Annotated in this window: 27 protein-coding genes and 1 riboswitch; of the genes, 14 read left to right on the plus strand and 13 right to left on the minus strand. The window is 70.3% G+C overall.

Translation table 11 applies throughout. The features are described 5' to 3' along the window. Nucleotides 1-112 precede the first annotated feature (112 nt). From thiC to JW792_RS10205, 3 genes are all read right to left on the minus strand, one after another. Nucleotides 113-1,981 (minus strand): phosphomethylpyrimidine synthase ThiC, encoded by a 1,869-nt coding sequence (gene thiC, locus JW792_RS10195; RefSeq protein ID WP_135997240.1) that lies wholly within the window; start codon nt 1,979-1,981, stop codon nt 113-115. Between the two features lie 65 nt (nt 1,982-2,046). Beyond that, a riboswitch (TPP riboswitch) is annotated at nt 2,047-2,145 on the minus strand. Nucleotides 2,146-2,182: 37 nt separating this feature from the next. Then, complete coding sequence (locus JW792_RS10200) at nt 2,183-2,953, minus strand: SDR family NAD(P)-dependent oxidoreductase (protein WP_135997241.1); 771 nt, start codon at nt 2,951-2,953, stop codon at nt 2,183-2,185. Nucleotides 2,954-3,560: 607 nt separating this feature from the next. Further along, on the minus strand, nt 3,561-3,950 hold the full coding sequence (locus JW792_RS10205; protein ID WP_135997242.1) for a hypothetical protein: 390 nt from the start codon (nt 3,948-3,950) through the stop codon (nt 3,561-3,563). Nucleotides 3,951-4,091: 141 nt separating this feature from the next. Here JW792_RS10205 and JW792_RS10210 point away from each other — a divergent pair, with 141 nt between their 5' ends. Next, the gene (locus tag JW792_RS10210; protein ID WP_135997243.1) at nt 4,092-5,177 is read left to right on the plus strand and encodes a DUF5700 domain-containing putative Zn-dependent protease; all 1,086 of its coding nucleotides are present in this window, start codon (nt 4,092-4,094) and stop codon (nt 5,175-5,177) included. Nucleotides 5,178-5,209: 32 nt separating this feature from the next. Here JW792_RS10210 and JW792_RS10215 read toward each other — a convergent pair whose 3' ends face one another. Beyond that, nucleotides 5,210-5,938 (minus strand): hypothetical protein, encoded by a 729-nt coding sequence (locus JW792_RS10215; protein ID WP_135997244.1) that lies wholly within the window; start codon nt 5,936-5,938, stop codon nt 5,210-5,212. A gap of 237 nt (nt 5,939-6,175) precedes the next feature. Here JW792_RS10215 and JW792_RS10220 point away from each other — a divergent pair, with 237 nt between their 5' ends. Beyond that, nucleotides 6,176-7,468: an MFS transporter gene (locus JW792_RS10220; protein ID WP_135997245.1), complete on the plus strand. Its 1,293-nt coding sequence runs from the start codon at nt 6,176-6,178 to the stop codon at nt 7,466-7,468. On the opposite strand, the gene JW792_RS10225 is transcribed toward JW792_RS10220, so the two are convergent. Next, nucleotides 7,465-8,769 (minus strand): dipeptidase, encoded by a 1,305-nt coding sequence (locus JW792_RS10225; protein WP_241094945.1) that lies wholly within the window; start codon nt 8,767-8,769, stop codon nt 7,465-7,467. The two genes, JW792_RS10220 and JW792_RS10225, sit on opposite strands and share 4 nt — an antisense overlap. A 115-nt stretch (nt 8,770-8,884) precedes the next feature. Then, a complete protein-coding gene (locus JW792_RS10230) occupies nt 8,885-9,493 on the minus strand; it encodes a hypothetical protein (RefSeq protein WP_135997246.1) in 609 nt (202 codons plus the stop codon). A 149-nt stretch (nt 9,494-9,642) separates the two neighbouring features. Between JW792_RS10230 and JW792_RS10235 the strand changes: the two genes are divergently transcribed. Beyond that, nucleotides 9,643-10,209 carry a TetR/AcrR family transcriptional regulator gene (locus tag JW792_RS10235; protein WP_135997247.1) on the plus strand — a complete coding sequence of 189 codons (567 nt, stop codon included), beginning with the start codon at nt 9,643-9,645 and terminating at the stop codon, nt 10,207-10,209. A 13-nt stretch (nt 10,210-10,222) separates the two neighbouring features. On the opposite strand, the gene JW792_RS10240 is transcribed toward JW792_RS10235, so the two are convergent. Beyond that, entirely contained in the window at nt 10,223-11,512 is a 1,290-nt protein-coding gene (locus JW792_RS10240; protein WP_135997248.1) for an adenylosuccinate synthase, read from the minus strand. A 159-nt stretch (nt 11,513-11,671) separates the two neighbouring features. On the opposite strand from JW792_RS10240, the gene JW792_RS10245 reads away from it, so the two are divergent. Continuing rightward, complete coding sequence (locus JW792_RS10245) at nt 11,672-12,289, plus strand: hypothetical protein (RefSeq protein ID WP_135997249.1); 618 nt, start codon at nt 11,672-11,674, stop codon at nt 12,287-12,289. A gap of 70 nt (nt 12,290-12,359) precedes the next feature. Here the strand turns inward: JW792_RS10245 and JW792_RS10250 are convergent, their stop codons facing one another. After that, a complete protein-coding gene (locus tag JW792_RS10250; protein ID WP_135997250.1) occupies nt 12,360-12,923 on the minus strand; it encodes an acyloxyacyl hydrolase in 564 nt (187 codons plus the stop codon). Nucleotides 12,924-12,992: 69 nt separating this feature from the next. After that, complete coding sequence (locus JW792_RS10255) at nt 12,993-14,156, minus strand: phosphoserine transaminase (protein ID WP_135997251.1); 1,164 nt, start codon at nt 14,154-14,156, stop codon at nt 12,993-12,995. A gap of 148 nt (nt 14,157-14,304) precedes the next feature. Here JW792_RS10255 and JW792_RS10260 point away from each other — a divergent pair, with 148 nt between their 5' ends. Together JW792_RS10260 and JW792_RS10265 are read left to right on the plus strand one after the other, a co-directional pair. Further along, nucleotides 14,305-15,447: an aminotransferase class V-fold PLP-dependent enzyme gene (locus JW792_RS10260; protein ID WP_241094946.1), complete on the plus strand. Its 1,143-nt coding sequence runs from the start codon at nt 14,305-14,307 to the stop codon at nt 15,445-15,447. Continuing rightward, the gene (locus JW792_RS10265) at nt 15,444-16,340 is read left to right on the plus strand and encodes a DMT family transporter (protein ID WP_135997252.1); all 897 of its coding nucleotides are present in this window, start codon (nt 15,444-15,446) and stop codon (nt 16,338-16,340) included. Before JW792_RS10260 ends, JW792_RS10265 begins: the two co-directional genes overlap by 4 nt. Here JW792_RS10265 and selD read toward each other — a convergent pair. Then, on the minus strand, nt 16,337-18,547 hold the full coding sequence (gene selD / locus JW792_RS10270) for a selenide, water dikinase SelD (protein ID WP_135997253.1): 2,211 nt from the start codon (nt 18,545-18,547) through the stop codon (nt 16,337-16,339). The two genes, JW792_RS10265 and selD, sit on opposite strands and share 4 nt — an antisense overlap. A 292-nt stretch (nt 18,548-18,839) precedes the next feature. On the opposite strand from selD, the gene JW792_RS10275 reads away from it, so the two are divergent. The 5 genes from JW792_RS10275 to rsmI all read left to right on the plus strand — a co-directional run bounded on the left by JW792_RS10275 (nt 18,840) and on the right by rsmI (nt 20,808). Beyond that, nucleotides 18,840-19,013: a DUF1328 family protein gene (locus JW792_RS10275; protein WP_135997254.1), complete on the plus strand. Its 174-nt coding sequence runs from the start codon at nt 18,840-18,842 to the stop codon at nt 19,011-19,013. Nucleotides 19,014-19,050: 37 nt separating this feature from the next. Continuing rightward, complete coding sequence (locus tag JW792_RS10280) at nt 19,051-19,245, plus strand: hypothetical protein (protein WP_135997255.1); 195 nt, start codon at nt 19,051-19,053, stop codon at nt 19,243-19,245. A gap of 35 nt (nt 19,246-19,280) precedes the next feature. After that, nucleotides 19,281-19,568, plus strand: coding sequence for an ElaB/YgaM/YqjD family protein (locus JW792_RS10285; protein ID WP_135997256.1), 288 nt, complete (start codon nt 19,281-19,283; stop codon nt 19,566-19,568). A gap of 13 nt (nt 19,569-19,581) precedes the next feature. After that, a complete protein-coding gene (locus tag JW792_RS10290; RefSeq protein ID WP_135997257.1) occupies nt 19,582-19,929 on the plus strand; it encodes a BTB/POZ domain-containing protein in 348 nt (115 codons plus the stop codon). 72 nt (nt 19,930-20,001) lie between these two features. Next, the gene (gene rsmI / locus JW792_RS10295; RefSeq protein ID WP_135997258.1) at nt 20,002-20,808 is read left to right on the plus strand and encodes a 16S rRNA (cytidine(1402)-2'-O)-methyltransferase; all 807 of its coding nucleotides are present in this window, start codon (nt 20,002-20,004) and stop codon (nt 20,806-20,808) included. A gap of 4 nt (nt 20,809-20,812) precedes the next feature. Here rsmI and JW792_RS10300 read toward each other — a convergent pair whose 3' ends face one another. Continuing rightward, a complete protein-coding gene (locus JW792_RS10300; RefSeq protein ID WP_135997259.1) occupies nt 20,813-22,024 on the minus strand; it encodes an ammonium transporter in 1,212 nt (403 codons plus the stop codon). Nucleotides 22,025-22,245: 221 nt separating this feature from the next. Here JW792_RS10300 and JW792_RS10305 point away from each other — a divergent pair, with 221 nt between their 5' ends. Beyond that, the gene (locus tag JW792_RS10305) at nt 22,246-23,115 is read left to right on the plus strand and encodes an NmrA/HSCARG family protein (protein WP_135997260.1); all 870 of its coding nucleotides are present in this window, start codon (nt 22,246-22,248) and stop codon (nt 23,113-23,115) included. A gap of 78 nt (nt 23,116-23,193) precedes the next feature. Here the strand turns inward: JW792_RS10305 and JW792_RS10310 are convergent, their stop codons facing one another. Then, nucleotides 23,194-23,619 carry an OsmC family protein gene (locus JW792_RS10310; RefSeq protein ID WP_135997261.1) on the minus strand — a complete coding sequence of 142 codons (426 nt, stop codon included), beginning with the start codon at nt 23,617-23,619 and terminating at the stop codon, nt 23,194-23,196. A gap of 175 nt (nt 23,620-23,794) precedes the next feature. Between JW792_RS10310 and JW792_RS10315 the strand changes: the two genes are divergently transcribed. Continuing rightward, the gene (locus JW792_RS10315) at nt 23,795-25,000 is read left to right on the plus strand and encodes a BaiN/RdsA family NAD(P)/FAD-dependent oxidoreductase (protein WP_241094947.1); all 1,206 of its coding nucleotides are present in this window, start codon (nt 23,795-23,797) and stop codon (nt 24,998-25,000) included. A gap of 9 nt (nt 25,001-25,009) precedes the next feature. On the opposite strand, the gene JW792_RS10320 is transcribed toward JW792_RS10315, so the two are convergent. After that, nucleotides 25,010-25,504: a DUF892 family protein gene (locus tag JW792_RS10320; protein ID WP_135997263.1), complete on the minus strand. Its 495-nt coding sequence runs from the start codon at nt 25,502-25,504 to the stop codon at nt 25,010-25,012. Between the two features lie 174 nt (nt 25,505-25,678). On the opposite strand from JW792_RS10320, the gene JW792_RS10325 reads away from it, so the two are divergent. After that, the gene (locus JW792_RS10325; RefSeq protein WP_135997264.1) at nt 25,679-25,954 is read left to right on the plus strand and encodes a TFIIB-type zinc ribbon-containing protein; all 276 of its coding nucleotides are present in this window, start codon (nt 25,679-25,681) and stop codon (nt 25,952-25,954) included. Nucleotides 25,955-26,088: the final 134 nt, after the last annotated feature.

Consider the following 26,088-nt stretch of genomic DNA (forward strand, 5'->3'; position numbering starts at 1 on the left):
TGGCCTTAAGCGACCACGAAACGCGAGGTCCAAATCTTCATATCGCGAAGGGAGTTTCATTTGAGTCGCCTAACTTAAAGGAGAGAGCCTTTTTACGATTCGGTGCCTTTTTCTACCCCTTCTCCACATAAACCTCACCCCCCATCGCCCGGAACTCCTGCGCCTTCTTCTCCATCGCGGCCTCGGCCTCCTCCAGCTCGACGCTGGTGTGCGGGCTCCTGGCCGTGCCGAACTCGTCCCTGATCTCCTGGGTGATCTTCATGGAGCAGAATTTCGGCCCGCACATGGAGCAGAAATGGGCGGTCTTGTGGGCTTCCTTGGGCAGGGTCTGGTCGTGGAAGTCGCGGGCGGTGTCGGGGTCGAGGGAGAGGTTGAACTGGTCCTCCCAGCGGAACTCGAAGCGCGCGCGGGACAGGGCATCGTCGCGGATCTTCGCCGCCGGGTGGCCCTTGGCGAGGTCGGCCGCGTGGGCGGCGATCTTGTAGGTGATCACACCCGTTTTGACGTCGTCGCGGTCGGGAAGGCCCAAATGCTCCTTCGGGGTGACGTAGCAGAGCATGGCGCAGCCATACCAGCCGATCATCGCCGCGCCGATCCCCGAGGTGATGTGGTCGTAGCCCGGCGCGATGTCGGTGGTGAGCGGGCCGAGCGTGTAGAAGGGCGCCTCGCCGCAGGTCTCCAGCTGCTTGTCCATGTTGGCCTTGATCTTGTGCATGGCCACGTGGCCCGGCCCCTCGATCATGACCTGGCAGCCGTGCTTCCAGGCGATTCTCGTGAGCTCTCCGAGGGTCTCCAGCTCGGCGAACTGGGCGCGGTCGTTGGCGTCCGCGATGGAGCCGGGGCGCAGCCCGTCGCCGAGGCTGAACGAGACGTCGTAGGCGCGCATGATCTCGCAGATGTCCTCGAAGCGCTCGTAGAGGAAGCTCTCCTTGTGGTGGGCCAGGCACCACTTGGCCATGATCGAGCCGCCGCGCGACACGATGCCGGTCACGCGGTTGGCGGTGAGCGGCACGTAGGGCAGGCGCACGCCGGCATGGATGGTGAAATAGTCCACCCCCTGCTCGGCCTGCTCGATGAGGGTATCGGCGAAGATGTCGAAGGTGAGGTCCTCGGCCACGCCGCCGACCTTTTCCAGCGCCTGGTAGATCGGCACGGTGCCGATGGGGACGGGCGCGTTGCGGATGATCCATTCGCGCGTGTTGTGGATGTTCTTGCCCGTGGAGAGGTCCATCACCGTGTCGGCGCCCCAGCGGATCGCCCAGACCATCTTGTCGACCTCCTCCTCCACGGAGGAGGCGACGGCGGAGTTGCCGATATTGGCGTTGATCTTCACGAGGAAGTTGCGCCCGATGACCATCGGCTCGAGCTCGCCGTGATTGATGTTGGCCGGAATGATGGCCCGGCCGCGCGCGATCTCGTCCCTCACGAATTCGGGCGTGACGAACTGCGGGATCTCGGCGCCGAAATCCTCCCCGTCGGCGCGCCGTTCCGCCGCGCCGGGAAGGGCGCGGGCGCGGCCGATATTCTCGCGCTCGGCGGCGTAGATCATCTCCCTGGTGACGATGCCGGCCCGCGCGAACTCGTACTGGGTGACGGGGCTCGAGCCGGTGCCGCGCAAGGGACGGTGGCGCACGGGAAATTCGCGGGCGAGATACTTGCCCGTGGCGCCGCCGTTATCGAGCGGGGAGAGGGGCCGGCCCTCGTACTCTTCCACCCCGCCGCGCTCGGTCACCCAGGCGATGCGGGTGCGCGGCAGGCCGCGTTCCACGTCGATGGTCTGGGCCGGGTCGGTATAGGGCCCGGAGCAGTCGTAGACGCGCACCGGGGGCTCCATCGCGCTCGGGTGCAGCTCGATCTCGCGGTGGGGCACCTTCAGGTCCGGCGCGGCGGCCGGGCTCGTATAGACGCGCCTCGATCCGGCGAGCGGGCCGGTGGTGACTTGCGGAGTCGCGAACTCGGACTGGGTGGTGGATTTGTTCATGGCGCTCTCCTCGCGCGGCGTGGGCTGGGCGTCGAGGAGAGGCGAAATGGCCCCGCGAGGGGTCGCGGCTTTCACCGTTCCATCCCGACGCCAGCATGACCTGGATCCGGTCCTTAAGGGTGCTTCTCAGCCCGCGCGGCACGCGGACGCCCCCTGGAACTTCACCGCGAAGGATGACGGAGCGGACCGGCCCTGACAAGGTCAGGCGGCGGTGAAACCGCCATCCACGGTGTAGATGCCGCCGGTGAGATAGCCCGCCTCGTCGCTGGCCAGATACAGGGCGAGGCCCGCCACCTCCTCGTTCGTGCCGTAGCGCTTGATGGCCAGGGCCCCCATCAGCCCCGTGCGCATGGCGCCGGGATCGCCGGGGGAGAGCGTGCGTTCGACCCGCTCCATCATGGCATTGGCGATCGGACCGGGCGCGATGGCGTTGACGCGGATATTGGCCTCGCCGAGTTCCAGCGCGGCGCTCTTCACCAGTCCGCACACGGCATGCTTGCTCGCCACATAGGGGCAAAGGCCGGGAAAGCCGACGAGGCCCGCGACCGAGGCGGTGGCCAGGATCACCCCGCCGCCGCGCGCCTTCAGCATCGGCACGGCGTGCTTCATGGTCAGCCAGACGCCGATCAGATTGGTGTCGATGACGCGGCGGAACTCGGCCTGGTCGAAACTCTCCACCGGTCCGCCCTGCCCCTCGATGCCGGCATTGGCGAAGACGATGTCCAGTCCGCCGAACGTGCCGGCCGCAGCCTGGAAAGCCGAAGCCAGCGCGGATTCGTCGCCGACATCGGCCGCCGCGGTCGCCAGGCGCGATCCGCCCTCCATGCGCCGGGCGGTGTCCTGCAGGCGCTGCCCGTCGAGATCGACGAGCATGACCTGCGCGCCTTCGCGCAGAAAGGCCCGGGCTGTGGCGGCTCCGATGCCGCCGGTGGCGCCGGTGATCAGCGCCGTCTTTCCCTCGAGGCGTCCCATTCTGCCCTCCTCCTCCGGCGCCGGGGCCCGGCGCCATGCCGGCCGGACGCAGACTAGGCCGGATCGGGCAGGGCGAGAATGCGGTGATTTCGCGCGCCCGAGGGACCTTCGTGAAGATTTCTCACTTCGCGATGCATTTGCGCGGAACCGGGATGACGCGGCGGCGTTTGAGCCTCGACACGTGAGAGCAAACCGGCCGTCGCGGTTCCCGTACCCTCCCCCGCAAGGCCTCCGCCACGCCGGTCTCACGTGCGGGTGCCCCGCCGATTGCCCGTCCCGGCCTTCGGCGGGGCCCCGGCTTTTCCTGGCCGGCGAAGAGCGAATTCATGCTCGACCATGCGCTCGGCTACGACATCGAGGTCGGCACCGCTGGGATGGACTATGACCCGCTCGACGACGAGGGGGGCAGCAGATCGATGCCGGCGACCGGGTCTCGGTGTCCGGCACGATCGACGAAGGCTTCTTCGACAACACCGGATTGCCGGCGGACTCGATCCTCGTTCTGGAAACCCTGGACGCGTGATCCACATCGTTCCCCTGTGACGCCGGCAGACCGGCCCGGAGCGCACTCCCTCCCCCGCGCTCCGGGCCTTTTTTTCAGGGCGCCTCAGGCCGCGAAGCTCGCCCAGACGAGGAAGGTGCCGATCAGCGCGATGACGACGCCCCAGACCGCGGCGACGTGCAGGTTCTCGTCGAACGGCCGGGCGAGCACGGTCGCCTTGCCGCCGAAGACCAGGAGCACCGTGCCCTTGATCGCCGCGAGGAGGCCGATGAAGGTGATCGCGGCGGCCAGCGCGTCGTCCCACTGCCAGTGCAGGGCGAGCACGACGAGGCCGAACCAGAGCGCAAGCACCCCGGCGATGAAGGTCAGCACGTTGTCCTCGCGATAGCGCTGGACGAACTGGCCGATCGTGTCGCGCCGCGCCACCACGGCGATGCCGGCGACGACGAAGTAGATCCCGATATAGCGGGCGAGAACGAGGGTGATGTCGGTCATGGAAGCCTCCCCGGAGAAAAACCCTAGTTTTCACCCTAGTACCTTGTCCGCTCCGCGTCATCCGTGCGCTCGATTTGCGTTGTCGCACGCCGGGCCGGCGCCCTATCATCGCGCCGGGGAGAGGTGACGGGAGGCAGGGCGATGACCCGGACAGGCATGATGGCGGCGCTCCTGGCAGGCGGGCTCGGCGCCCTTTCGCCCGCCGGCACGGCCGCGGCGCAGATCGACACCGGCGGCACGGCGCTGTTCTGGCAGACCGCCGACCGGCTCGCCGCCGGAGAGGCGCTGAGCGAGGCGGACTGGGACGCGGTCTTCGCCCATCCCGGCTACGCGATCACGGAGGCCGCCGCCCAGCGCCGGCGCGCGATCGTGGCCTGCATGAGCGCGGTGTTCGCACCGGACGGGGACGTCGCGGCGACGCTCGCCGGGTTCGAGGGCGACTGGCAGGCCCCGGTATTCCCGCGGATCTGCGAACACCTGCAGGCGGTGCGCGCGCGGCGCGCCGAGATCGAGGCCTTCGCCGCGAGCCCGGACATGGAGGCGCTGCTGGACGAGGCGGTCGCGGCGGCGGCGGCCTATCTGCCGGCGCAGACGGTCGCGGACCTTCCCCGCCCGCAGGCCTATCTCATCGTGTTCGAGCCGCAGGGCCTCGGGCGGGACGGATCGATCGTGACCGACGCGCTCTACACGCTGGACAAGCCGCGCGAGGAGAACGTCCAGTTCATCGGGCACGAATTCCATCACGCCTACCGGGAGACGCTGCGCAACGTGCCCGCCGCACCGGAGGCCGGCGTGCTGCTGACCCAGCTCGACCGGCTGGTGCACGAGGGCGTCGCCTCGATGATCGACAAGGCCGGCCATATCCGCGCCGGGACCATTCCCTACCAATACCCGCCCGAGTTCACCGTCTGGGCCGCCGAGACGCCCGCGCGCCTCGCCGCGATCGATGCCGCGCTCGCGGAGCTGGAGCGCTCCGAGGAGGGCTATCGCGCCGCGGCGCGCGTGGTGCGCGACCACTCGCCCTCTGGCGGGCACATGAACGGGGTCTACATGGCGATGGCGATCGAGGACGGGCTCGGCCGCGAGGCGCTGATCGCCGCCCAGACCGGACCGCTCGCCTTCTTCACCGCCTACCAGGCCGCGGCCACGGCCCTGGACGACGGGCGCTTCCGCTTCTCCGAGGCGGCGATGGCGAACCTTCAGGCGATTTCCCGGGTCGATCCCTGACGACGCCGGCGCCGCGCCCGCGCGCCGGCGCGCTACATGAACACGGCCGGATCCTTCGGTTCGATCCAGAGCGTGTCGGACACCGCCAGGAGCGCGCCGTCCCCGCCGTAGAGCGCGCCGGCGGAGCGATGCTTGCGGCCTTCCGAACCGAGCGTCCAGGCCAGGATCGTGCAGCGCTCGCCGGGGCGGGGACGCTGCTTCACGTCCGCCGTCATCCGCGCCAGCAGGGCGAGGCGCCCGTCATGGGCGAAGGCGGCCCAGGTCGGGCAGTCGAGCGCGGCCCAGACATGCTCGGCGCCGACCCGCCCGTCCGGTCCGGCCAGCGAGCCGTCGGGAAGCCACGGCGCCGCGACGGTCTCGCTCCCGTCCAGGCGGCCGGGGAAGATGCGCAGCCCGTCGCCCGCCTCGCGCTGCGGCCCGCACACGAAGCAGCCGGGAAAGGCATGCGAGCGGAACCCGATATAGCGCCGGGAGGCCTTCTCCACGGCCTCCGCCGGCGGCAGGGCGGGCACGTCCAGCTCCGGCGCCCCGGCAGGCTCGGCCATGCCGACGACGGTCTCGCCGTCGCGCATCACGACGCCCCCGTCGCGTTCGATCGAGAGCGGCCGGTCGAGCGGTGGCGGGCTCTTGAGCGTGCAGCTCGCCGGCCCGTCTATGAGCCGGGCCATCACGCCGCAACTATACCCGCCATTGCCCGAATTGGGCGGCCCGCAGAAGCGTCTGCCGATCACGACGCTCTCGTGAGTGGATGACTGCGCCATGGCCGGCTCCCGCCTCGTTGACCCTGGAGCCGATAGGGGCTTCTGCGCGGCAAGCTGTCAATCGGCGTCTACTCCGCCCTCGCCGCGATCGCGCGGATCGTCGCGGACTGCCCGCACCCTCGAATGTCCCGGCATTGCCCGACTTTCGCGCTCCCGAAATCGTGAAGCGGCACCTTTATTGTCGATCGACCAGATATCGGTAGGCTGGCGGCCGAGAAACTCGAACGGGGACGGCGCATGAGCGATCGGGCGGGCCTTGTGAACCGGCGATTCCTGCTGCTCGTCTCCGGCGAAGCGCTGTCGATCATCGGCGATCAGCTCACCCGCATCGCGGCGATCTGGCTGATCCTGGAGATCGCGAGCAATCCCGCGGCGGTCGGCTTCTGGCTCGCTGCCGGCGCCATTCCGCGTGCCGTTTTCATGCTGATCGGGGGAGCGGTCAGCGACCGCCTCTCCTCGCGCCCGGTGATGATCGCGACGAATCTCGTGCGGCTCGCCCTCGTCGCAGGGCTCGCGGCGGGCGCCGCGCTCGACGCGGTCACCATGCCGGTGCTCTACCTGTTCGCCGTCCTGTTCGGCACGGCGGGCGCGTTCTACGCGCCGGCGCTGTCCTCCATCCTGCCGCGCCTGGTCGGACCCGCGCGGCTCCAGCGCGCGAATTCGATCGTGCAGGGCCTGATGCAGCTGGGCGGCGTGATCGGCCCGCCCGTCGCCGCGCTGCTGCTTGCCTGGCTCCTGTCGGACCCCGTCGGGGCGAATCTTGCCGGGAGCACCGGACAGCGTGCCTATGGGATGGTCTTCGCCCTGGACGCCCTCACCTTCGCGGTCTCGGCCTGGACGCTTCGCGCCATGGGCCCGGCACAGGGTGAACGGCCAGCGCGTCCGCCTCGTGCGGGTACGCTTCTCGGCGATATCGGCGAGGGCCTTCGCCATGTCGCGCGCGCGCCCCATCTGCGCGCCTTCCTGCTGATCGCCCTGACGGCGAACATCGGACTCGGCGGGCCCATCGCGGTCGGACTTCCGCTGATCGCGAAATTCGTTCTCCCCCAGGGGGTCACCGCGCTTGGCATCCTTTCCGCCGCCGCGGCGGCAGGCGGCATGGCCGGCCTCGTGCTGGCCGGGGCAGCCAGCGTGCGCAACGAGGCGGTCCTGCTGGCCCTGCCCTACGCGCTCATGATCGTGCTCGGCGGGTTGATGATCGCGCTCGGACAGACCACGACGCTGGCTGCGGCCGCCGCGGTGATCGCGGCGATGACGCTGCTCGCGGCCTATCTCGACATACAGCTGATCACCTGGCTGCAGACGCGGACCGCGCCGGACTATCTGGGCCGCGTGATGGGCCTGCTGCAGTTCGCCGCCCTCGGGCTGGCGCCGGCCTCCATGGCGCTTGCCGGCCTGTTCGGCGAGGCCACGCGGGCGCTCTTCCTCGTGTTCGGGTCGTTCACCATCCTGGCCGGCGCCGCACTCTGGCTCGCCCGCCCCGCACCGGCGCGCCCCGATTGCGGCCCCGGATCGGCCGCCCGGAGCTAGCCCTGGCTACCCGCCGCCGCTTCCGCCGCGCGCATGACGCGCAGGACATTGCCAGACCAGATCTTCTCGATCTCCTCTTCGCTGTAGCCGCGGCGCAGCAGTTCGGCGGTCACTTCCGGCGTTTCGGTCGCGTCGTCCCAGCCGAGCACGCCACCGCCGCCATCGAAGTCCGAGGCGATGCCGACATGGTCGATGCCCGCCACGCTGACCGCATGGTCGATATGGTCGACGAAGTCGGCGACCGTGACGTCGGGATAGCGCGCGCGCAGTTCGGCGAGCCCCTCGTAGTAGGCCCGCAGCGTCGCCTCGTCGGCCGCCGCGCGCGCCTCGCGGGTGGCGACGCCGAGGCTCTCGGCAAGGTCCTGCTGGGCGGCGAGAAAGTCGGGATCGGGCGCGTCGACATAGCCGCGGAAGGCGACCATCTGGGCCACCCCGCCGTTCTCGGCGATCGCGCGCAGCTGCTCGTCGTCGAGATTGCGCGGATGGTCGTAGACCGCCCGTGCGCCCGAATGGCTGGCGATGACCGGCGCGCGCGACAGTGCGATGGCTTCCAGCATGGTGCGCTTGCCGACATGGGAGACGTCGACCATCACGCCGTGATCGTTGAGCTCGGCGACGAGGCCGCGGCCGAGTTCGGTCAGCCCGGGATCCTCGACCGGATCGCCGACGGCCAGATTGGGGTTCGAGCTGCCGCCGAACTGGTTGTTGCCGAAATGGGTGATCGACATGTAGCGCACGCCGCGCTGCGCCCACATCGCGACGTTCGACAGGTCCTCGCCGAGCGGCCAGGAATTCTCCATGCCGATGAGGGCGACGAGACGTCCGCTGTCGCGGATCGCCTCCACCTCGTCCGCGGTGGTGGCGAGCGCGATCCGCTCGGGATAGGCGCGGATCATGCGCATGATCGCCTCGTACTTGTCGTCGGCGATCTCGGCGGCCTCCTCGTAGCCCATGGGGCTGATCGTGCCCTGGCCGACATAGACGATGAAGAACGCCGCATCGAGCCCGCCCGCGCGCATCTTGGGAAGGTCGACCTGGGCCGGGGTGAAGCCGCCCGGGTCGAGCGCCTCGCTCGCGTAGCCGGCATCGATGTCGACATGGGTGTCCAGGGTGAAGAGCCGGTCGTGCAGCGCCCGGGGCGAGCCCGGCGCCGCATCGACCGCCGCCGCCCCGCGCAGGGCCGGCGCCGCCGTCTCCTCGCCCGAGGGCGAGGCCCCGCGCATCGCCTGCGGCTCCATCGGCTCGGGACTGCAGGCTGCCAGGAGGACGGCGGCGAGGGCGGCGGGGACGGCGTAATTCATGGACGGGGCTCCGGTTCTGGTCTCGCGCCAGACTAGAGGAGCCCGCCACGAATGGGCAAATCCGGGGGCACCGGCGGCGGGACCCGCGCGGCGAGGTCTGCGTCCGCGCGCCGCCTCACTTCCCTGCGGGCCGGCCCGACAGCAGACAGATACCGGCAAGCGCGGTGAACACCGCGTGTGAACTGTAAAGGACCAGTGCGCCGCGCACGTCGAGCGTCAGGACGCCGGACCACAGAAGCAGGGCCGGAACGATTCCGGCGAGGATGCCGGCAAGTCCGGTCAGGCGCCAGAGCCACCCATCGCGCAGCATTCCCAGCCCGAGGAACACGAACGCGGCCGAGGTCGCGTAGAAGCCAAGCGCGGCCAGGCTGCGGTTTCCCGCCCAGAGCAGCACGAAGATCTCATGGTGATCGGCCGGCGTCACGCGCTCGGCGACCAGCGGCGTGATGAACCCGCTGATGCTGGCCGCGCCAACATGGCCGAACAGGCTGATCGCGTAGGCGACGACGCCGGCCAGCATCAGGAGGCCGGGCCTGCGCGCCAGCGCGAGCACGCACAATCCGAAGAAGATGACGGAGAGCAGGATGATCATCCCGGCGTGCACGGACTGGTTGCCCGGCGCATGCCCGCCGGTGGGATGATGGGCCATTGCCAGGACGGTGGCCGCGGAGGCCGCGATCAGGAGGGCGCCGGCGATCCGGCGCGCGCAGGCGCCATCGGCCACTGCGGGCGGCTGTGAGGAGGCGGGGGATGACGAGACCATTGGCGGCACCCGATTCTTGTTGAAGACCGAGCCCGCGAGCGTAATTGTGTCCCGGCCCGGCGGAACGGAATGCCGAACCGTTTTGACCGTTACCGGACGGAGAGGCGCAAATGTCCGAACCTGACCGTTCGCGCCGAGCGCCCGATCGCCGGGTGCGGCGCACGCGGCAAGCCCTCATCGAGGCCTTCAACCGCCTGGTCCTGTCCCGCCGCTACGAGGATATCCGCGTCGCCGACATCGCCGCCGAGGCCGATGTCGGGCGTTCGACCTTCTACGACCACTATCCCGGCCGGGACGCGATCCATCTCGAGGCGCTGCGCCGCCCGCTCGGCCTGCTCGCCGATTGCGTCACGGGCGAAGGCGACCCCGTCGTGCTCACGCGGCTGCTGGGCCATTTCTGGGACAACCGGGCTCTCGCGCGATCGACCTTTTCCGGGCATCAGCGATCACAGGTCGTGCGGACCCTGGCCGAGCTGATCGGCGAACGTCTGGGCGGTGCCGATGACCAGGCCTGCCGCATCCTCGCCATCCAGCTGGCGGAAGGTCAGGTCGGGCTGATCCGCGCCTGGGTCTCCGGGGAGGTCAGTGCGCGTCCCGAGACCATCGCCGAGGCGATCTCGCAAGCCTCGGCCGAGGCCTGCTCGCGCCTGCGAAGCCCTTCCCCGCCGCCGTCGTGAGCCGGCCGCGCTCCTAGCCGCGGAACGGGTCGGCCATCAGGATGACGTCCTCGCGCTCGGGGCTGGTGGACAGCAGGGCGACCGGGCATTCGATCAGCTCTTCGACGCGGCGCACATACTTGACCGCCGCGGCCGGAAGGTCCGCCCAGCTTCGCGCCCCGTACGTGCTCTCGCCCCAGCCCTCCATCGTCTCGTAGACCGGCTCGATGCGGGCCTGGTCGCGGGTGGAGGCGGGCATGCGGTCGAGGATTTCCCCGTCGAGCCTGTAGCCGGTGCACACCTTCAGCTCGTCGAAGCCGTCGAGCACGTCGAGCTTGGTCAGCGCCACGCCGTTCAGGCCATTCAGGCGCACGCTCTGGCGCACCAGCACCGCGTCGAACCAGCCGCAGCGGCGCTGGCGGCTCGTCACCGTGCCGAACTCGCGCCCGCGCTCGCCCAGACGCTTGCCGGTCTCGTCGGTCAGCTCGGTCGGGAACGGTCCCTCGCCGACGCGCGTGGTGTAGGCCTTCACGATGCCGAGCGCATAGCCGACCTTGCCGGGGCCCACGCCGGTGCCGGCGGCGGCCTGCCCGGAGACGGTGTTGGAACTCGTCACGAAGGGATAGGTGCCGTGATCGACGTCGAGCATGGCGCCCTGCGCGCCCTCGAACAGGATCTTCTCCCCGCGCGCCATCGCGTCGTCGAGCACGCGCCAGACCGGGGCGGCGTAGGGCAGGATCTTCGGCGCGATCTCCAGCAGCGAGGCGACGAGTTCCTCCGCGTCGTAGGCCGGCTGGCCGTAACCCTTGCGCAGCGCGTTGTGGTGATGGAGCAGGTCGGCGACGCGCGCGCGCAGGCCGTCCGCGTCCGCGAGGTCGATCAGGCGCACCGCCCGGCGTCCGACCTTGTCCTCGTAGGCCGGGCCGATGCCGCGCCGCGTGGTGCCGATCTTCATGCCGTCGTCGCGATTCTCCCGCGCCGCGTCGAGATCGCGGTGAACGGGAAGGATCAGCGCGCAGGTCTCGGCGATCTTGACGAGATGCGGCGTCACGTCGACGCCCTGGCCGCGCACGCGCTCCACCTCGTCCAGGAAGGCCCAGGGATCGACCACCACCCCGTTGCCGAGCACCGAGAGCTTGCCGCGCACGATGCCGGACGGCATCAGGGAGAGCTTGTAGGTCACGCCGTCCACGACCAGGGTATGGCCGGCATTGTGCCCGCCCTGGAAACGCGCCACCGCGTCGGCGCGAAGGCTCAGCCAGTCGACGATCTTGCCCTTGCCCTCGTCGCCCCACTGGGCGCCGACGACCACAACATTGGCCATGGGGGAAACTCCGCGTGCCGCTCGATGAAACTGCGGGACGATGGCTTACCGGTCGCGCGCGCGGCCCGCAAGCGCGACGCGCGCCTTCGCGCGATTATGTGTTGGCAAGGCCCGCACCCTTCGGCCAGACTGGCGTGATCGACCGACAGGGGACAGACCATGCGCATCACGACGAGCCTTGCCCTCACCGCCTCGCTTCTCGCCGCGCCCGCCCTCGCCCAGGAGGAGGCGTCCGAAGCGCCCCGGGGCCCGCAGGGCTGCGGGGCCTACCCGGCCCATGACGATTTCGACTTCTGGGTCGGCGACTGGAACGTCTATGGCCGCGACGGGCGGTTCGCCGGCCAGAACTTCATCTCCAGGCGCTCGGGCGGCTGCCTTCTTCTCGAGGAGTGGTTCTCCGCCGGCGGCGGCGACGGCACCTCGATGAACTATGTCGATCCCGCCACCGGCGACTGGCGCCAGATCTGGATGAGCGCCAATCTCTATATCGATTATTCCGGCGGGCTGAACGCGGCCGGCCAGATGCAGCTCGACGGCGAGATCACCTATTTCAACGACGAAGGCAGCTCCAGCGCCGCCTTCCGCGGCGTCTGGACGCCGCTGGAAAACGGTCACGTCATCCAGCACTTCAAGCAGTACGACGCCGAGGCGGAGACCTGGAACGACTGGTTCATCGGCTCCTATGTCCCGATCGCGGAGGATCCGAACGGCGCGGAGCCCGGGCCGGACGCGACGGGTCCCGCGATCGAGGAGGCGCCGGCCTTCGCGTTCGAGTAGGGGATGGGAAGTCAGCGAAAAGCCCGGCTCGCTCGGAGCCGGGCTCTTCCGGTCGGCCTGGCCGCCGGTCTCAATCCCCGAAATGCCAGCCGATGCGCACGCCGACCTCGTCGAGGGCCTGGTTGCGGCCGTTGCCGAGGATCTGGCCGTGGGAGAAGTGCTCGTAATACACCCCCGCGCTCCAGCGCTCGGTGACCATGTAGTCGGCGCCGAGCTGGGTGCGCCAGAGCCAGCGCGAGCCCAGCAGGGCGCGCGTGCTCGCCGTCTCGATCCGGTAGGGATCGTCGGGCGGCAGATGGACGATGTCGTCCACCCCGTCATTGTAGGAGATCCCGAACGAGAACTCGAGCTCGAGCCGCTCTGTGATGTCGCCATCCCAGGCCAGCCCCGTCGCGACGAGATTGGTATAGCCCTGGGTGCTGAACGAGCCGTAGAGATAGGGCTCGGGCGACCAGATCGGCTCGAGGAATTCGGGCGTGTCCCACAGGAGCTCGATCGAGACCTGGGGCCCGTCCTCGGCATGGTCGACGACATCGTGGGCGACGAGGCCGACGCGGACCTCTTCGAGCTGGGCGTGCGCGGCCGCAGCGGTGAGGGCGGAGGCGGCGAGCGCCCCGGCAAGCAGGCGAATCATGGTTCGGCATCCCCCGGAGATGGTTTATCGGGCGGCACCTTAGTATCTCCCGCGCGAACGGGGAAGCGCCTACGCGCCTGCGCCCGCCAGCGCCTCGCCATAGGCCCAGTCGAGCCAGGGGCCGAGCGCGGCGAGATCGTCGGCGTCCACGGTGGGGCCGCACCAGATGCGCAGCCCCGCCGGCGCCTTGGGATGGGGGATGATGTCGAAGGCCGCCCCCTCCAGGTCGAGCAGCGCGCCCATCGCGCGCGACACCGCCCAGCGCTCCTCCTCGGTCCTGCCGGACAGATCGGCGCCGGAGAATTTCAGCGTCACCGAGGTGTGCGAGCGGATGGCGCGGTCGGCCGCGAGAAAATCGATCCAGTCCGCACCGTCGGCCCATTGCGCGAGCGCGGCGTAATTGGCGTCGGTGCGCGCGACGAGCCGGCCGACCCCGCCCTCGCGCTCGGCCCATTTCAGCGCGTCGATATAGTCCTCGGTGCACAGGAGCGAGGGCGTGTTGATGGTCGAGCCCTCGAACATCTTGCTGTCCTCCTCGCCGGCCTCGAACCATTGCAGCACGCGCGGCACGGGCCATGACGGGCGATGGTCGCGCAGCCGCTCGCGGGCGCGCGGGGACAGCACGGCGATGCCGTGCTGGGCCTCCCCGCCCATGCATTTCTGCCAGGAGAAGGTCGTCACATCGAGCTTGTCCCAGGGCAGGTCCATCGCGAAGGCCGCCGAGGTCGCGTCGCAGATCGTCAGCCCGGTGCGGTCGGGGGCGATCCAGTCGCCGTCCGGGATGCGCACGCCGGAGGCCGTCGCATTCCAGGTGAAGATCACGTCGCGGTCGAAATCGGCCTGCCGATAGTCCGGCGCGCTGCCGTAATCGGCCCAGAAGGTGCGCAGGTCGGAGAGTTTCAGCTCCTGCTTCGCGTCGGTCAGCCAGCGCTTGCCGAACTCGTCGCACGCGAAGACGTCGACGCCGCGCGCGCCCAGCATCGACCACATCGCCCCTTCCAGCGCCCCGGTGTCGGAGGCGGGGGTTAGGATGACCCGGTAATCGTCCGGGATCTCCAGCACCGCCGCGGTGCGCTCCAGCGCCTCGGCGAGGCGGGCCTTGGGGATGCCGCCGCGATGGGTGCGCCCGAGCGGGGCGCCGGCGAGCGCGGCCGGCTCCCAGCCGGGCCGCTTCTTCGTCGGCCCGGAGGAAAAGCGTGGATCGGCAGGGCGGGTGGAGGGCTTCTGGGTCATGGGAGGGATTCGTCCGGCTGGCAGGAAGGCGCACTGTGCGACGCCGGGCAGGTGATGAAAAGGGGGAAGGCGGACCGGTGCGGCGATCTGCGCGGGCGGGCCTTTCCGCGCTTGACCGGAAGCGGAAGCGGGCCTACCCGCTCGGGCCATGATCCAGCTTGCCGACGCCCGTTCCCTGTTCGACCTGCCGCGCGAGCGTGTCTGGCTGAACGCCGCCTACATGGGACCGCTGCCGCGCGCCGCCGTGGCGGCGGGAGAGCGCAGCTACGCGCGCAAGGCCGCGCCGTGGGACTATGACGTCCCGACCGACTTCTTCGCCGTGCCGAACGCCTTCCGCCGCGCCGGCGCGCGCCTGTTCGGGGCGCGCGAGGAGGACGTCGCGATCGTGCCCGCGGCGAGCTACGGCATCGCGACCGCCGTGCGCAATCTCAAGGTCGGCGCCGGCCAGGAGATCCTGCTCCTGGACGGCCAGTTCCCCTCCAACGTCTATCCCTGGCGGCGCATGGCCGAGCGCGACCGGGCGCGGATCCGCACGGTGAACCGCCGCGAGGGGGAGAGCTGGAGCGAGGCGCTGCTCGCCGCGATCGGACCCCAGACCGGGCTCGTCGCCTGCGCGGGCACGCACTGGATCGATGGCGGGCGGATCGACCTGCAGGCGGTCTCCCGGCGCTGCCGGGAATTCGGCGCCCATCTCGTGCTCGACCTCACCCAGTCGCTGGGCGTGCAGGCCTTCGACGCGGGGACCGTCGATCCCGACTTCGCCGTGGCGGCCAATTACAAATGGCTCCTGGGGCCCTACTCGACCGGCATGCTCTACGCCGCGCCGCGCCACCAGAACGGCGAGCCGCTGGAGGAGAACTGGATCGGGCGCGAGGGCTCGTCCGATTTCGCCGGACTGACGCAGTACCGCGACGGATACGATCCCGGCGCGCGGCGCTTCGACATGGGCGAGCGCGGCAATTTCCAGCTCCTGCCGGCCGCGATCGAATCCCTCGAATTGCTGAACGGCTTCGGCGTGCGCGCGATCGAGGCGCGCCTCGGCGAGCTGTCCGACGCCATCGTCGAGGCGGTGAAGCCGCTGGGCCTTGCCGCCGACACGCCCGAGCGGGCCGCGCACTATCTCGCCCTGACCCTTCCCGGCGGCGCACCGGGCGACCTGCTCGCGCGCCTCGCCGCGCAGAAGGTGCACGTCTCCCAGCGCGGGCCGCGGCTTCGCGTCTCGGCCCACATCTACAATGACGAGGCCGATATCGCGCGCTTCGCCGCGGCGCTGAAGGACGCGCTCGCGTGACGCCGGAGCGTCCGGGCGTGCAGGGCTGGGGCGGGCTCGTCGTGCTCGCCCTGGTGTGGGGATCGGCCTTCGCCTTCATCCGGGTGGGCGTGGAGACCCTGCCGCCCTCCCTCGTCGCCTTCGGGCGCCTCGCCGTGGCGGCCCTCGCGCTGACCGCCTGGATGGTCTACCGCCGGCGGCGCCTGCCCCCGCTCGCCGATCCGCGCTGGCTCTGGCTCGCCGCGCTCGGCCTGTTCGGCAACGCCCTTCCTTTCACCCTCATCGCCGCCGGACAGACCACGGTGCCCTCCGGCGTGGCGGGCATCCTGATGGGCATGACCCCGCTCGCCATCATCGCCGCGGCCCATTTCGTGCTGCCGAACGAGAGGCTGACGGCGTGGAAGGCGGCCGGTTTCCTGATGGGCTTTGCCGGCATCGTGATGCTGACCGGGCCGGCCGCGCTCGCCGGCATGCTGGAGGCCGATTTCCTCGGCCAGCTCGCCATCCTCGCCGCGACGCTGTGCTATGCCACCCACGCCATCGCCTATCAGCGCATGCCGGAAATGGCGCCGAGCGCGGTGGCGGCCGGATCGATGATCTGCGCCGCCCTGCTCGCCGCGCCGCTCGCGGCCTTCGACGCGATGGCCGGGCCCGCCCTCGCCCCCAGCGCGGCCTCGCTCGGCGCGGTGCTGGTCCTCGGCCTGTTCCCGACCGCGCTCGCCGGCATCGTCTACATGATGATCGCGAGGAAGGTCGGGGCGGCCTTCATCGCCATGATCAACTACGTGGTTCCCGTGGTCGCGGCGCTGATCGGCGTCGCGCTCGGCGAGACGCTCGGCCTCAACGCCTTCCTCGCCCTCGCCGTGATCCTCGCCGGCATCGCGGTGGCGCGCAGGAGGCCCGCCCCCCGCTAGGCGAGCGCGATGCGCCCCGCCCCGCCGGCGACCTCGCCCACGATCGCGGCCGGGTAGCCGGCCTCGATCAGCGCGTCGATCACGTCGCCGGCCCTCTCGCGCGGCACCCCGGCCAGCAGGCCACCGGCGGTCTGGGGATCGAACAGGAGCTGGGCCTTCGCGCCCCCGAGAACGCCCGCCTCCGCCTCGATCGCGCCGGCGGCGCGGGCATTGTCGGCGTGCAGCGAGCTGGTCACGCCGGCCGCGATCAGATCGAGCGCGCCCGGCAGGGCCGGGACCCGGTCGAGCGCCACCCGCGCGCCGGTCCCCGAAGCCTCGCACATCGCCAGAAGATGGCCGGCCAGGCCGAAGCCGGTCACGTCCGTCATCGCGCTCGCATGCGGGGCGAGGATCTCCGCCGCGCGCCCGTTGGCCCGCTGCATGGCCTCGAGCGCGGCGGCATAGTCGCGCCCCCTGGCCTGCCCGCGCATCTCCCCGGCCAGGATCGCCCCGGTGCCCAGCGGCTTGGTCAGGATCAGCGCCTCACCCGGCTTCAGCCCGCCGATGCCGATCGCACGCCCGTCCGGGGCAAGGCCGGTGACGGTGAGGCCGACCGTGAACTCCGCCCCCTGGCTGGTATGGCCGCCGACGAGATCGGCCCCGGCCTCGGCCAGGATGGACTGCACGCCCGACAGGAACTCGCGCGCCGTGCGCGTCTGCAGTGCGGCGGACAGCCTGGGCAGGGTGATCTGGGCGAGCACGGCCTGCGGGCGCGCGCCCATCGCCCAGACATCGCCGAGCGCATGGACGGCGAGGATGCGCCCCAGGACATAGCCGTCCTGCGTGAACGCACGGAAATGATCGGTGGTGACGACCTGCGCACCCGCCTCGCCCCATCTCAGCACCGCCGCGTCGTCGCCTGCCCCGGCCAGCACGTCGGCGCGCGACGGGGCGGGAAGCGCCGCCAGCGCCTCGGCGAGCGCGGAGCGGGCGAGCTTCGACCCGCAACCCGCGCACAGCGGCGCCCCGGCCTCGAGCGCCCGCACGCCCTCCGCGACCGGACCCTCGACGGGCTCGGGCGGAGCCATCTGCGGCAGGTCGGACAGGCGCGCCATGAAGCGGGTGTCGATGAGGTGCTTCCAGCGCCACAGCCAGCGGGCCGAGAGGGCAAGGCCCCACTTCTCCGCGGCCGCGCGCTTTTCGCCGAGACTGACCAGCTTGAGATAATCGGCCTGCGGCTCGAAGCGCGTCAGCTTCCGGCCCGACAGGGCCGCGCGCAGATTCGCGTGCAGCGCCTTTCCCGCGCGCACCGCATAGACCCCGGCCTTCGGGCGCGGGGCGTGCCCGAGATGGGCGATGTCCCCGGCGGCGAAGACGTGGGGATGACTGACCGATCGCAGATACGGGTCGACCCGCACGAACCCGTCCTCCAGGGCGAGCCCGGTGTCCTGCAGCCAGCCGGCCGGCTCGGCCCCGGCGGTCGAGGCGATGAAGGCGGCAGGGATTTCCTCGCCGCTGGTCAGGCGCAGCATTCCGGGCGCGGCGCGCCCGGCCTCCACCCCGGCATGGACCGCGATGTCCGCGCGGGCGAGCGCCCGGGCGAGCTCGCGCCGCAGGGCGGCGGCGTCGTTCGGCAGGATGGCCGCGTTGCGCTCGACGACGGCGACCTTCACCGCCCTGGCATCGCGCACCGCACCGCGCAGGCGGTGGGCCATGGCGAGCGCCAGCTCGCACCCGCCCACCCCGCCGCCGATCGCCACCGCATGGGGCGGCGTGCGCCCGGCCGCCACCTCGGCGAGGAAGGCGTCCCAGGCGTTCGCGAAGCCCTGCATCGGCTTGACGCGGTGCGATGCGTGCCCGCTGCCGGACAGGCCGGAGCGCGCCGAGACGCCGATATTGATCGAGCAGATGTCGAACTCGAGCGGCGGGCGCGATCTCAGCGCGACCTGCCGGCGCTCGGGATCGAGCCCGACGGCCGCATCGAGAACGATGCGCGCACCGGCGAAACGGGCCAGGCGCACGAGGTCGATCTCGACCGCCTCGCGCGCGTAGTGGCCCGCGACATAGCCGGGCAGCATGCCGGTATAGGGTGCTTCCGGGCCGGGATTGACGAGGGTGACGCGCACGCCGGGCAGCGGCTTCATCGCCCACATGCGCAGCATCACGCCATGGGCGTGGCCGCCGCCGATCAGGACGAGGTCGCGGGTGCGCGGGACGGGGTCGAACATGGCGCGTTCCTAGCCGAGGCGAAGGAGCGCGGCAAAAAGTTTGCAAGATTTGCAGCAGCCGGCGGGAGCCTTTCGCGATCCGGCGCGTTCCGGGGCGCGAGGACGAAGATCAACCCTCCTGCTTCCCCTGTGCGCACCCTGTCCCCCAAGCCCAGATGCGCACAAACCGGCGGCGGTCCCGGAATTCTGCCGGGGCCGCCGTCTTGTTTTGCGGTGCCGCGGCGGAACCATCAAACCCGCTCCTAGTTGTTCGGTCAGGACCTGTAACTCACGGCCCGACAGGAGACCGGACATGCTGAGACTTGCCCTCGCGTTTTTCATCATCGCCATCATCGCGGCGATCTTCGGCTTCGGCGGCATCGCCGCGGGCGCCGCGACGATCGCCAAATGGCTGTTCTTCATCTTCCTCATCCTCTTCGTGGTGGCCCTCCTGGCCGGCGCGCTGAGAGGCCGGGCGCCGAGATAGGCCGCCCCGGACACGCACACAGATCAAGGAGACCGACATGCGCACCCTTCTCGCGACGCTGTTTTCCAGCGCGTTCATGCTGATCGCCGCCTGCGAGGCCGAAGAGGAAGGCCCGATGGAGGAAGCCGGCGAGGAACTCGACGAAGCCGGCGAGGAAATGGAAGAGGCCACCGAGGAGGCCGCCGATGCCGTCGAGGAGGCGCCCGAGGAGGAAGGCGAGCCCTACCGCTGATGGCCCGCAGACCCGTTACAGAAAGGGAGACCGAGATGGCCACCCGACAGACCGCCAGCAACGATGTGGAGATAAGTGCCGTGAAGGACGATATCGCAGCCTTACGCAAGGACGTCGACAAGCTGGTCGGGGATCTGTCCAAGATCGCCGAGCAGGAAACCGAGAAGGGTATCAAGCGCACGCGCAAGGCCGCGAGCCAGGCCCAGGACGAGATCGAGTCCTATGGCAGCGACGTGCGCGACTATATCCGCGACAACCCGCTCTCGGCCTGCGGCGCGGCGCTCGGCGTCGGCTTCATCGCCGCCCTCCTGATGCGCAAATAGGCGGGGTGACGCCTTGCGGGTATTCCTTCTCATCATCGCCTGCGCCGGGCCGCTGGTCGCGGTCATCTTCGGCACGCATGCCCTGTGGATGTGGCTCGCGGTCACCTGGTCGGTGACGATCGCGAGCGCCGTGGTCGCGGGCGCCTATCTGATCCTCGCGTCGCTCGCCGCGATCGCCTTCCTGTCCATCCAGGAGCAGAAGAAGGACGAGCCGCCCGCCCCCATCGCCGGGCTGATCGCGCTGCTGGAGGAGTCCATGCAGAAGAAGCCGATCGAGACTACCGGCGCCATGCTCGCCGTCGGCGTGCTGCTGGGCCGGCGGCCGGACCTTCTGATGAAGGCGCTGTCCAAGGTGCTCTGAAGCACGTCGCATCCGGGACGATAAGGGCCGATCCGGGCTGGACCCGGGTCGGCCTTTTGCTATGGAGAGGTCATGTCCGAGCCCGTCCTCTATCTCGTCGCCACCCCGATCGGAAACCTGGAGGACATGTCCTACCGGGCCGTCCGCGTGCTGTCGCAGGTCTCCACGATCGCGGCCGAGGACACGCGGGTCACCCGCACCCTGCTCGATCATTATCAGATAGCCGACAAGCGCATCATCGCCTGCCACGACCATAACGAGCGCGCCAGCGCGGCCGGGATCGTCTCGCTGATGGAGCGCGGGGAGAGCGTGGCGCTGGTCTCCGACGCCGGCATGCCGGTGATCAACGATCCGGGCTACCGGGTGATGCAGGCGGTGCGCGAGGCCGGCTTCCGGGTCGAGCTGGTGCCCGGCCCGTCCGCGGTGCTCGCCGCACTCGTGCTGTCCGGTTTCCCGCCCGACCGCTTCGTCTTCCTGGGCTTCCCGCCGAGGAAGGAGGGTCAGCGCAGGAACTGGCTGACCGATGCGGCAAGGCATGGCTGCACGCTCATCCTCATGGAGGCCCCGCACCGCCTCGCCGACTTCCTCAAGGACGCCGCGGAGATCTACGGCGAGGTCGAGGGCGCGGTGTGCCGGGAGATCACCAAGACGTACGAGGAGACCGTGCGCGCGCCCCTGCCGGCGCTGGCCGAGCGCTTCGCGGGCGGCACGAGGGGCGAGGTCATGGTCGTGATCGACGGCGGCTCGATCCCGCCGCTCCACGCCGGGCAGGAGGCGCGCAGGGAGAAGCCCCGCAAGGGCAAGGGCAAGCGCCGCCAGGCCCAGCAGGAGGCCGCCGAGGCGGCGAAGGCGGCACGAGCGGCGGAGGCGGAGGAGTAGGCCCTCACGCACTCTCTCCGTGCAGCGCCACGTCGAGGCCGGTGATCTCGTCCTCGGGATCGACGCGCAGGCTCATGAAACGCTCCATCACCCACAGGATGAGGAAGGTCGCGACCGCGCAATATCCCGCCGCGGCGAGCGCGCCCCAGGTCTGCGTCCAGACCAGGCCGATATTGCCCTCCACGAGCCCGCCCGTCCCGCCGATGGCCGAGCTGGCGAACACCCCGGTGAGGATCGCGCCGGCGAGCCCGCCTATGCCATGCAGGCCGAAGGCGTCGAGGCTGTCGTCATACCCGAACCAGCGCTTGAACCAGCCCACCGCCACGAAGGCCGCCGCCGCAGTCAGCACGCCGATGAGCAGGGCCCCGTAGGGCTCCACGAAGCCCGCGGCCGGGGTCACGCCGACAAGGCCGGCGACCGCGCCCGAGGCCGCGCCGAGCACGCTCGCCTTGCCCTTGATGCCCCATTCCAGCCCCGCCCAGGTGAGCGCAGCGGCCGCCGCGGCGATCTGGGTGACCAGCGCCGCGTGGCCGGCGAGCGCGCCCGCGCCGAGCGCCGAGCCGCCGTTGAAGCCGAACCAGCCGACCCATAGCAGGCCCGCCCCGATCACGGTGAGGACGAGATTGTGCGGCGGCTGGCCCTCGCGCGGCCAGCCCCGGCGCGGGCCGAGCTTCAGGGCGAGCACCAGCCCGGCGACGCCGGAATTGATGTGCACCACCGCCCCGCCGGCGAAGTCCAGCACGCCCGCGGCGTGCAGGAATCCCCCGCCCCAGACCCAGTGCGCGATCGGGGCGTAGACCAGCAGCAGCCAGACCGGCACGAAGACGACCCAGGCCGCGAAGTTCAGCCGCTCGGCCGCCGCGCCGGCGATGATCGCCACGGTGATGATGGCGAAGGTGAGCTGGAACAGGATGAAGACCGTCTCCGGCAGGGCACCGGAGGCGGAGTCGAGCCCGACCCCGGACAGGCCCAGCTTCGAGAACCCGCCGAACAGCGCGCCCTCCCCGCCGAACGCGATCGAATAGCCCGCGATCACCCAGGCGAGCGTGACGAGCACGGCGGCGGTCAGCGCCTGCATCAGGGTGGACAGCACGTTGGTGCGCCTGACCATGCCGCCGTAGAACAGGGCAAGGCCCGGCACGGTCATCATCAGCACCAGCGCGCAGGCGGTCAGCACCCAGGCAACGTCTCCGGCGGCAAACACGGTCTCGGTCATGGCTCGGCTCCCCATGCAGGTCTGTCGTCCGGCGAGCCTTGGCGCGGCGCAGCGCGGGGGGAAGCGCCCGGCCGGAGTTCTGTTCGCAAATGCACAATCCTGCCCGGATCACGGGCACGTCTGCGCGCTTTTCGGGCACGACGGGCGCTGTGCCGGCGGCTGAACCGCGTCCGGCGGGGCCGCGTTAGCGCTTCAGACAGGCAATGCGAAGGAGCCCCTTCATGGCCCAGACCGGCGACAGGACCATGCTCGTGAGCGGCGCGACCGGCAGCCAGGGCGGCGCCGTGGCGCGCCATCTCATGGCCCGCGGCTTCAGCGTGCGCGCCATGACCCGCGACCGGGACAAGGCCGGGCGCGAAGGCCCGGACGTGGCGAAGATCGAATGGATCGAGGCCGATTTCGACGACCGCGCCTCGCTCGACGAGGCGCTGCGCGGCGTCCATGGCGCCTATTCGGTGCAGAATCCCTGGCAGGCCGGCGGCACGGACGCTGAAGTGCGCCAGGGCCGCACCTTCGCCGAGGCCGCCCGCGATGCCGGCGTCGAGCACTTCGTCTACAGCTCGGTGGGCGGCGCGGACCGCGATAGCGGCGTTCCCCATTTCGAGAGCAAGTGGGCGATCGAGGGCCATATCCGCTCGCTAGGCCTGGATGCGACGATCCTTCGCCCCGTCTTCTTCATGGAGAACTGGGAGGACAGGCTGAAGGACCTCATCGAGACGGGCGAGCTGCCCCAGCCCCTCAACCCGGAGACCAGGCTGCAGCAGATCGCGGTCGACGATATCGGGGCCTTCGCCGCGCTCGCCTTCGCCGACAAGGACAAGTGGGCCGGGCGCGCCGTCGAACTCGCCGGCGACGAGCTGACCATGAAGGAGACCGCCCAGGTCTTCTCCCGCGTCATGGGCCGCGACATCGAGTACGTGCAGGTGCCCTGGGACCGGTTCGAGCGCGAGGCCGGCGAGGAGATGACGGTGATGTACCGCTGGTTCGAGGACCAGGGCTATGCCGCCGACATCCAGGCGCTCCGCAAGGAATACCCGCCGCTCAAGCGCCTCGTCGACTTCCTGAAGGAGAAGGGCTGGGAGACCCGGTAGGACCCCGCCCTCCCGGCCGCGAGAGCGCCTGCCCCCCAGGGGGGCGGGCGGTCCCGTCCTCCCCCGGTACCCGAGCCGTCAGCCCTCCAGGCTCGCGTCCATCGTGATCTCGGCCTTGAGGACCTTGGAGACCGGGCAGCCCTTCCTGGCGGCCTCGGCGGCTTGCCTGAAGGCGTCCTCGCTGGCGCCGGGCACCTTGGCGCGCACGGTGAGGTGGGACCTGGTGATGGCGAAGTCGCCCTCGACCTGCTCGATCGTCACGTCGGCCTTCGCGTTGATCACCTCGGCGGTGAGATCCTTCTGGCCGAGGATCATCGACAGCGCCATGGCGTAGCACCCCGCATGGGCCGCGCCGATCAGCTCTTCCGGATTTGTGCCGGGCTCGTCCTCGAAGCGGGTCCTGAAGCCGTAGGCCTTGCCGTCGAGGACGCCGGAGCCGGTGGTGAGGCGGCCCTTGCCGGTCTTCAGGTCGCCGGTCCAGACGGCGGATGCGGTACGTTTCATGGGGAGGCTCCTTGTTCTGCCCGTCGGGTCATAGCGTCGCGGCCGGAAGGACCGGCCGCGCCCGACCAACGCGCCGGACGCCGCGAAAGGTTCGCCCCGCGCTGACGAAAAGGGCTGGACCGGGCGCGCGCCCATGCCTAGGTGCACGCCGATCACGCACGGGAGCGCGCAGACGGTGAGCCGCACACGGACCTACGACGCCATCGTGCTCGGCGCGGGCGCGGCCGGGCTGTTCTGCGCCGGGCGGGCCGCGCAGGCCGGGCTCTCGGTGCTCGTGCTCGACCATGCAAGGGCGCCTGCGGAGAAGGTGCGCATCTCCGGCGGGGGCCGGTGCAACTTCACAAATCTGGAGACCGTGCCGGAGCGCTTCATCAGCGCGAATCCGCATTTCGCCAAGTCCGCGCTGGCGCGCTACACGCCGTCCGATTTCCTCGCCCTGATGGCCGCCCATGGCCTGACCTGGCACGAGAAGACGCTGGGCCAGCTGTTCTGCGACCAGCGCTCGGGCGCGATCATCGCGATGCTTCTCGCCGAGCTGGAAAAGGGCGGCGGCGCGCTTCGCCTGCAGACGCCAATCAGGGACATCGCCCATGCCGACGCCCGCTTCCGCGTCGAGACGGACGCGGAAACGTTCGAGACCGGCCAGCTCGTCGTCGCGACCGGCGGACTCTCCATCCCGAAGATGGGCGCGAGCGGGTTCGCCTACGAGCTCGCCGAGCGCTTCGGGCACGCCCTGGTGACGCCGCGCCCGGCCCTCGTCCCGTTCACGGTGGAAGGCCGGCTGAAGGAGGAGTTCGCCGCGCTCGCCGGGGTGGCCGCGCCGGTCAGGGCGCAGGCGCAGGGGCCCGCCTTCACCGAGGCGATGCTGTTCACCCATCGCGGCCTGTCGGGACCGGCCATGCTGCAGGTTTCCTCCTACTGGCGCGAGGGCGAGCGCGTGGCGATCGACTTCTTCGCCGGAGAGGACGGCGCGCAGGCGCTGAAGGCGCTGAAGGAAGAATTCCCCATGCGCAGCCTCGCCGGCGCGCTGGAGACGCGCCTGCCCAGGCGCCTGGTGGACTATCTCGCCGGACGCGGCCTCGTCCAGTCCGGGGGGCGGCTTGCGGAGACCTCCCACGGCGAACTCGAGCGCGTCGCCGCGTCGCTCTCGGCCTTCGCGGTCACGCCCTCGGGTACCGAGGGCTGGCGCACCGCGGAGGTGACGGCCGGCGGGATCGGCACGGACGGGCTGTCCTCGAAGACGATGGAGAGCCGGCACGTGCCGGGACTCCATTTCATCGGGGAGTGCGTCGACGTAACCGGCTGGCTCGGCGGCTATAATTTCCAGTGGGCATGGGCGAGCGCCGCGGCGTGTGCCGCGGCGCTCGAAAGCTCCCGGTAAGGGGCGGCGCTACGCGGCCTTCTTGTTGACCTTGGTCTCGGCGATCTTCGTCATCGTCTCATCGCCCTGCGCGGTTTCGTCGAGGCATTTCCGGATCTTGTCGGCTTCCGCCTCGAGACCGAGCCGGCTCGCATAGGCGCGCACGCAGCCATAGCCGGCGATCGCGTAGTGCACCATGCGCTGGTATTGCGCGATGATCATCGCATCGCGCGCGTCGTCGTCGGTGAACCGCGCCTCGATGGCGTGGGCCTTGGCCTCGTTGACCAGGCCCTGCATGCCCTTGCAGAACTCGTCGGTGGGATCCTCGTTATGGCCCTTGACGATCTCGGACATGGTTTCCAGCCCGGCGCCGATTCCGTCGATGCCGCGGCTGAGGGCCTTCTTCAGCTCCTCGTTCTTCGCCGCGGTCTCCAGCATCCGCGTGACCTGCAGGGACTGCCGGTTCGCGCTGTAGAGGTCCTGCAGCTGGTCGATATAGACGTCCTTGAGCGAGGAAAGCGCCATGGTGTCTCTCTCCGTGATCTGCCTGGCGGGCGGGCGCCCGCTTGGGCCGGCGCGGCGGCCGGCATTCGGTGTGTCCAACGTCTTTTTCGCACCGGGCGTTCCGCGCGATCTTGTAGCGGCGCGGACATGTCTTATGTCCTTGTCGACGCCGCCCGTGCGAGCAAGGAGCCAGACATGAAGTGCCCCGTCGACAACGAGACCCTCGTCATGACCGAGCGAAAGGGCGTGGAGATCGACTACTGCCCCAAATGCCGCGGCGTCTGGCTCGATCGCGGCGAGCTCGACAAGATCATCGAGAAGAGCGCCGAGGCCGAGGCGCGCGGCCCCGAGCCGCGCCGCGAGCATTCCGAACGCGAGCGCGAGGACTATCGTCCCAATGCGCGCGCCGAGTACAAGCCGCACAGGAAGAAGCGCGAGAGCCTGCTGGGCGAGATCTTCGACATTTTCTGACGGCTTGCCCCCGGGAAATGTTGCAGCGCAGCGAAAGCCGCCGGCCAGTGCCAGGCGGCTTTCCTATATATTTCAATGAAATAGGGTAAAATTTGCGCGGCAGGCCGCTTTGCGCTTAGCCTTGTGCGTCTGCG

The organism is Marinicauda algicola, assembly GCF_017161425.1.
Classification (GTDB): Bacteria; Pseudomonadota; Alphaproteobacteria; order Caulobacterales; family Maricaulaceae; genus Marinicauda; species Marinicauda algicola.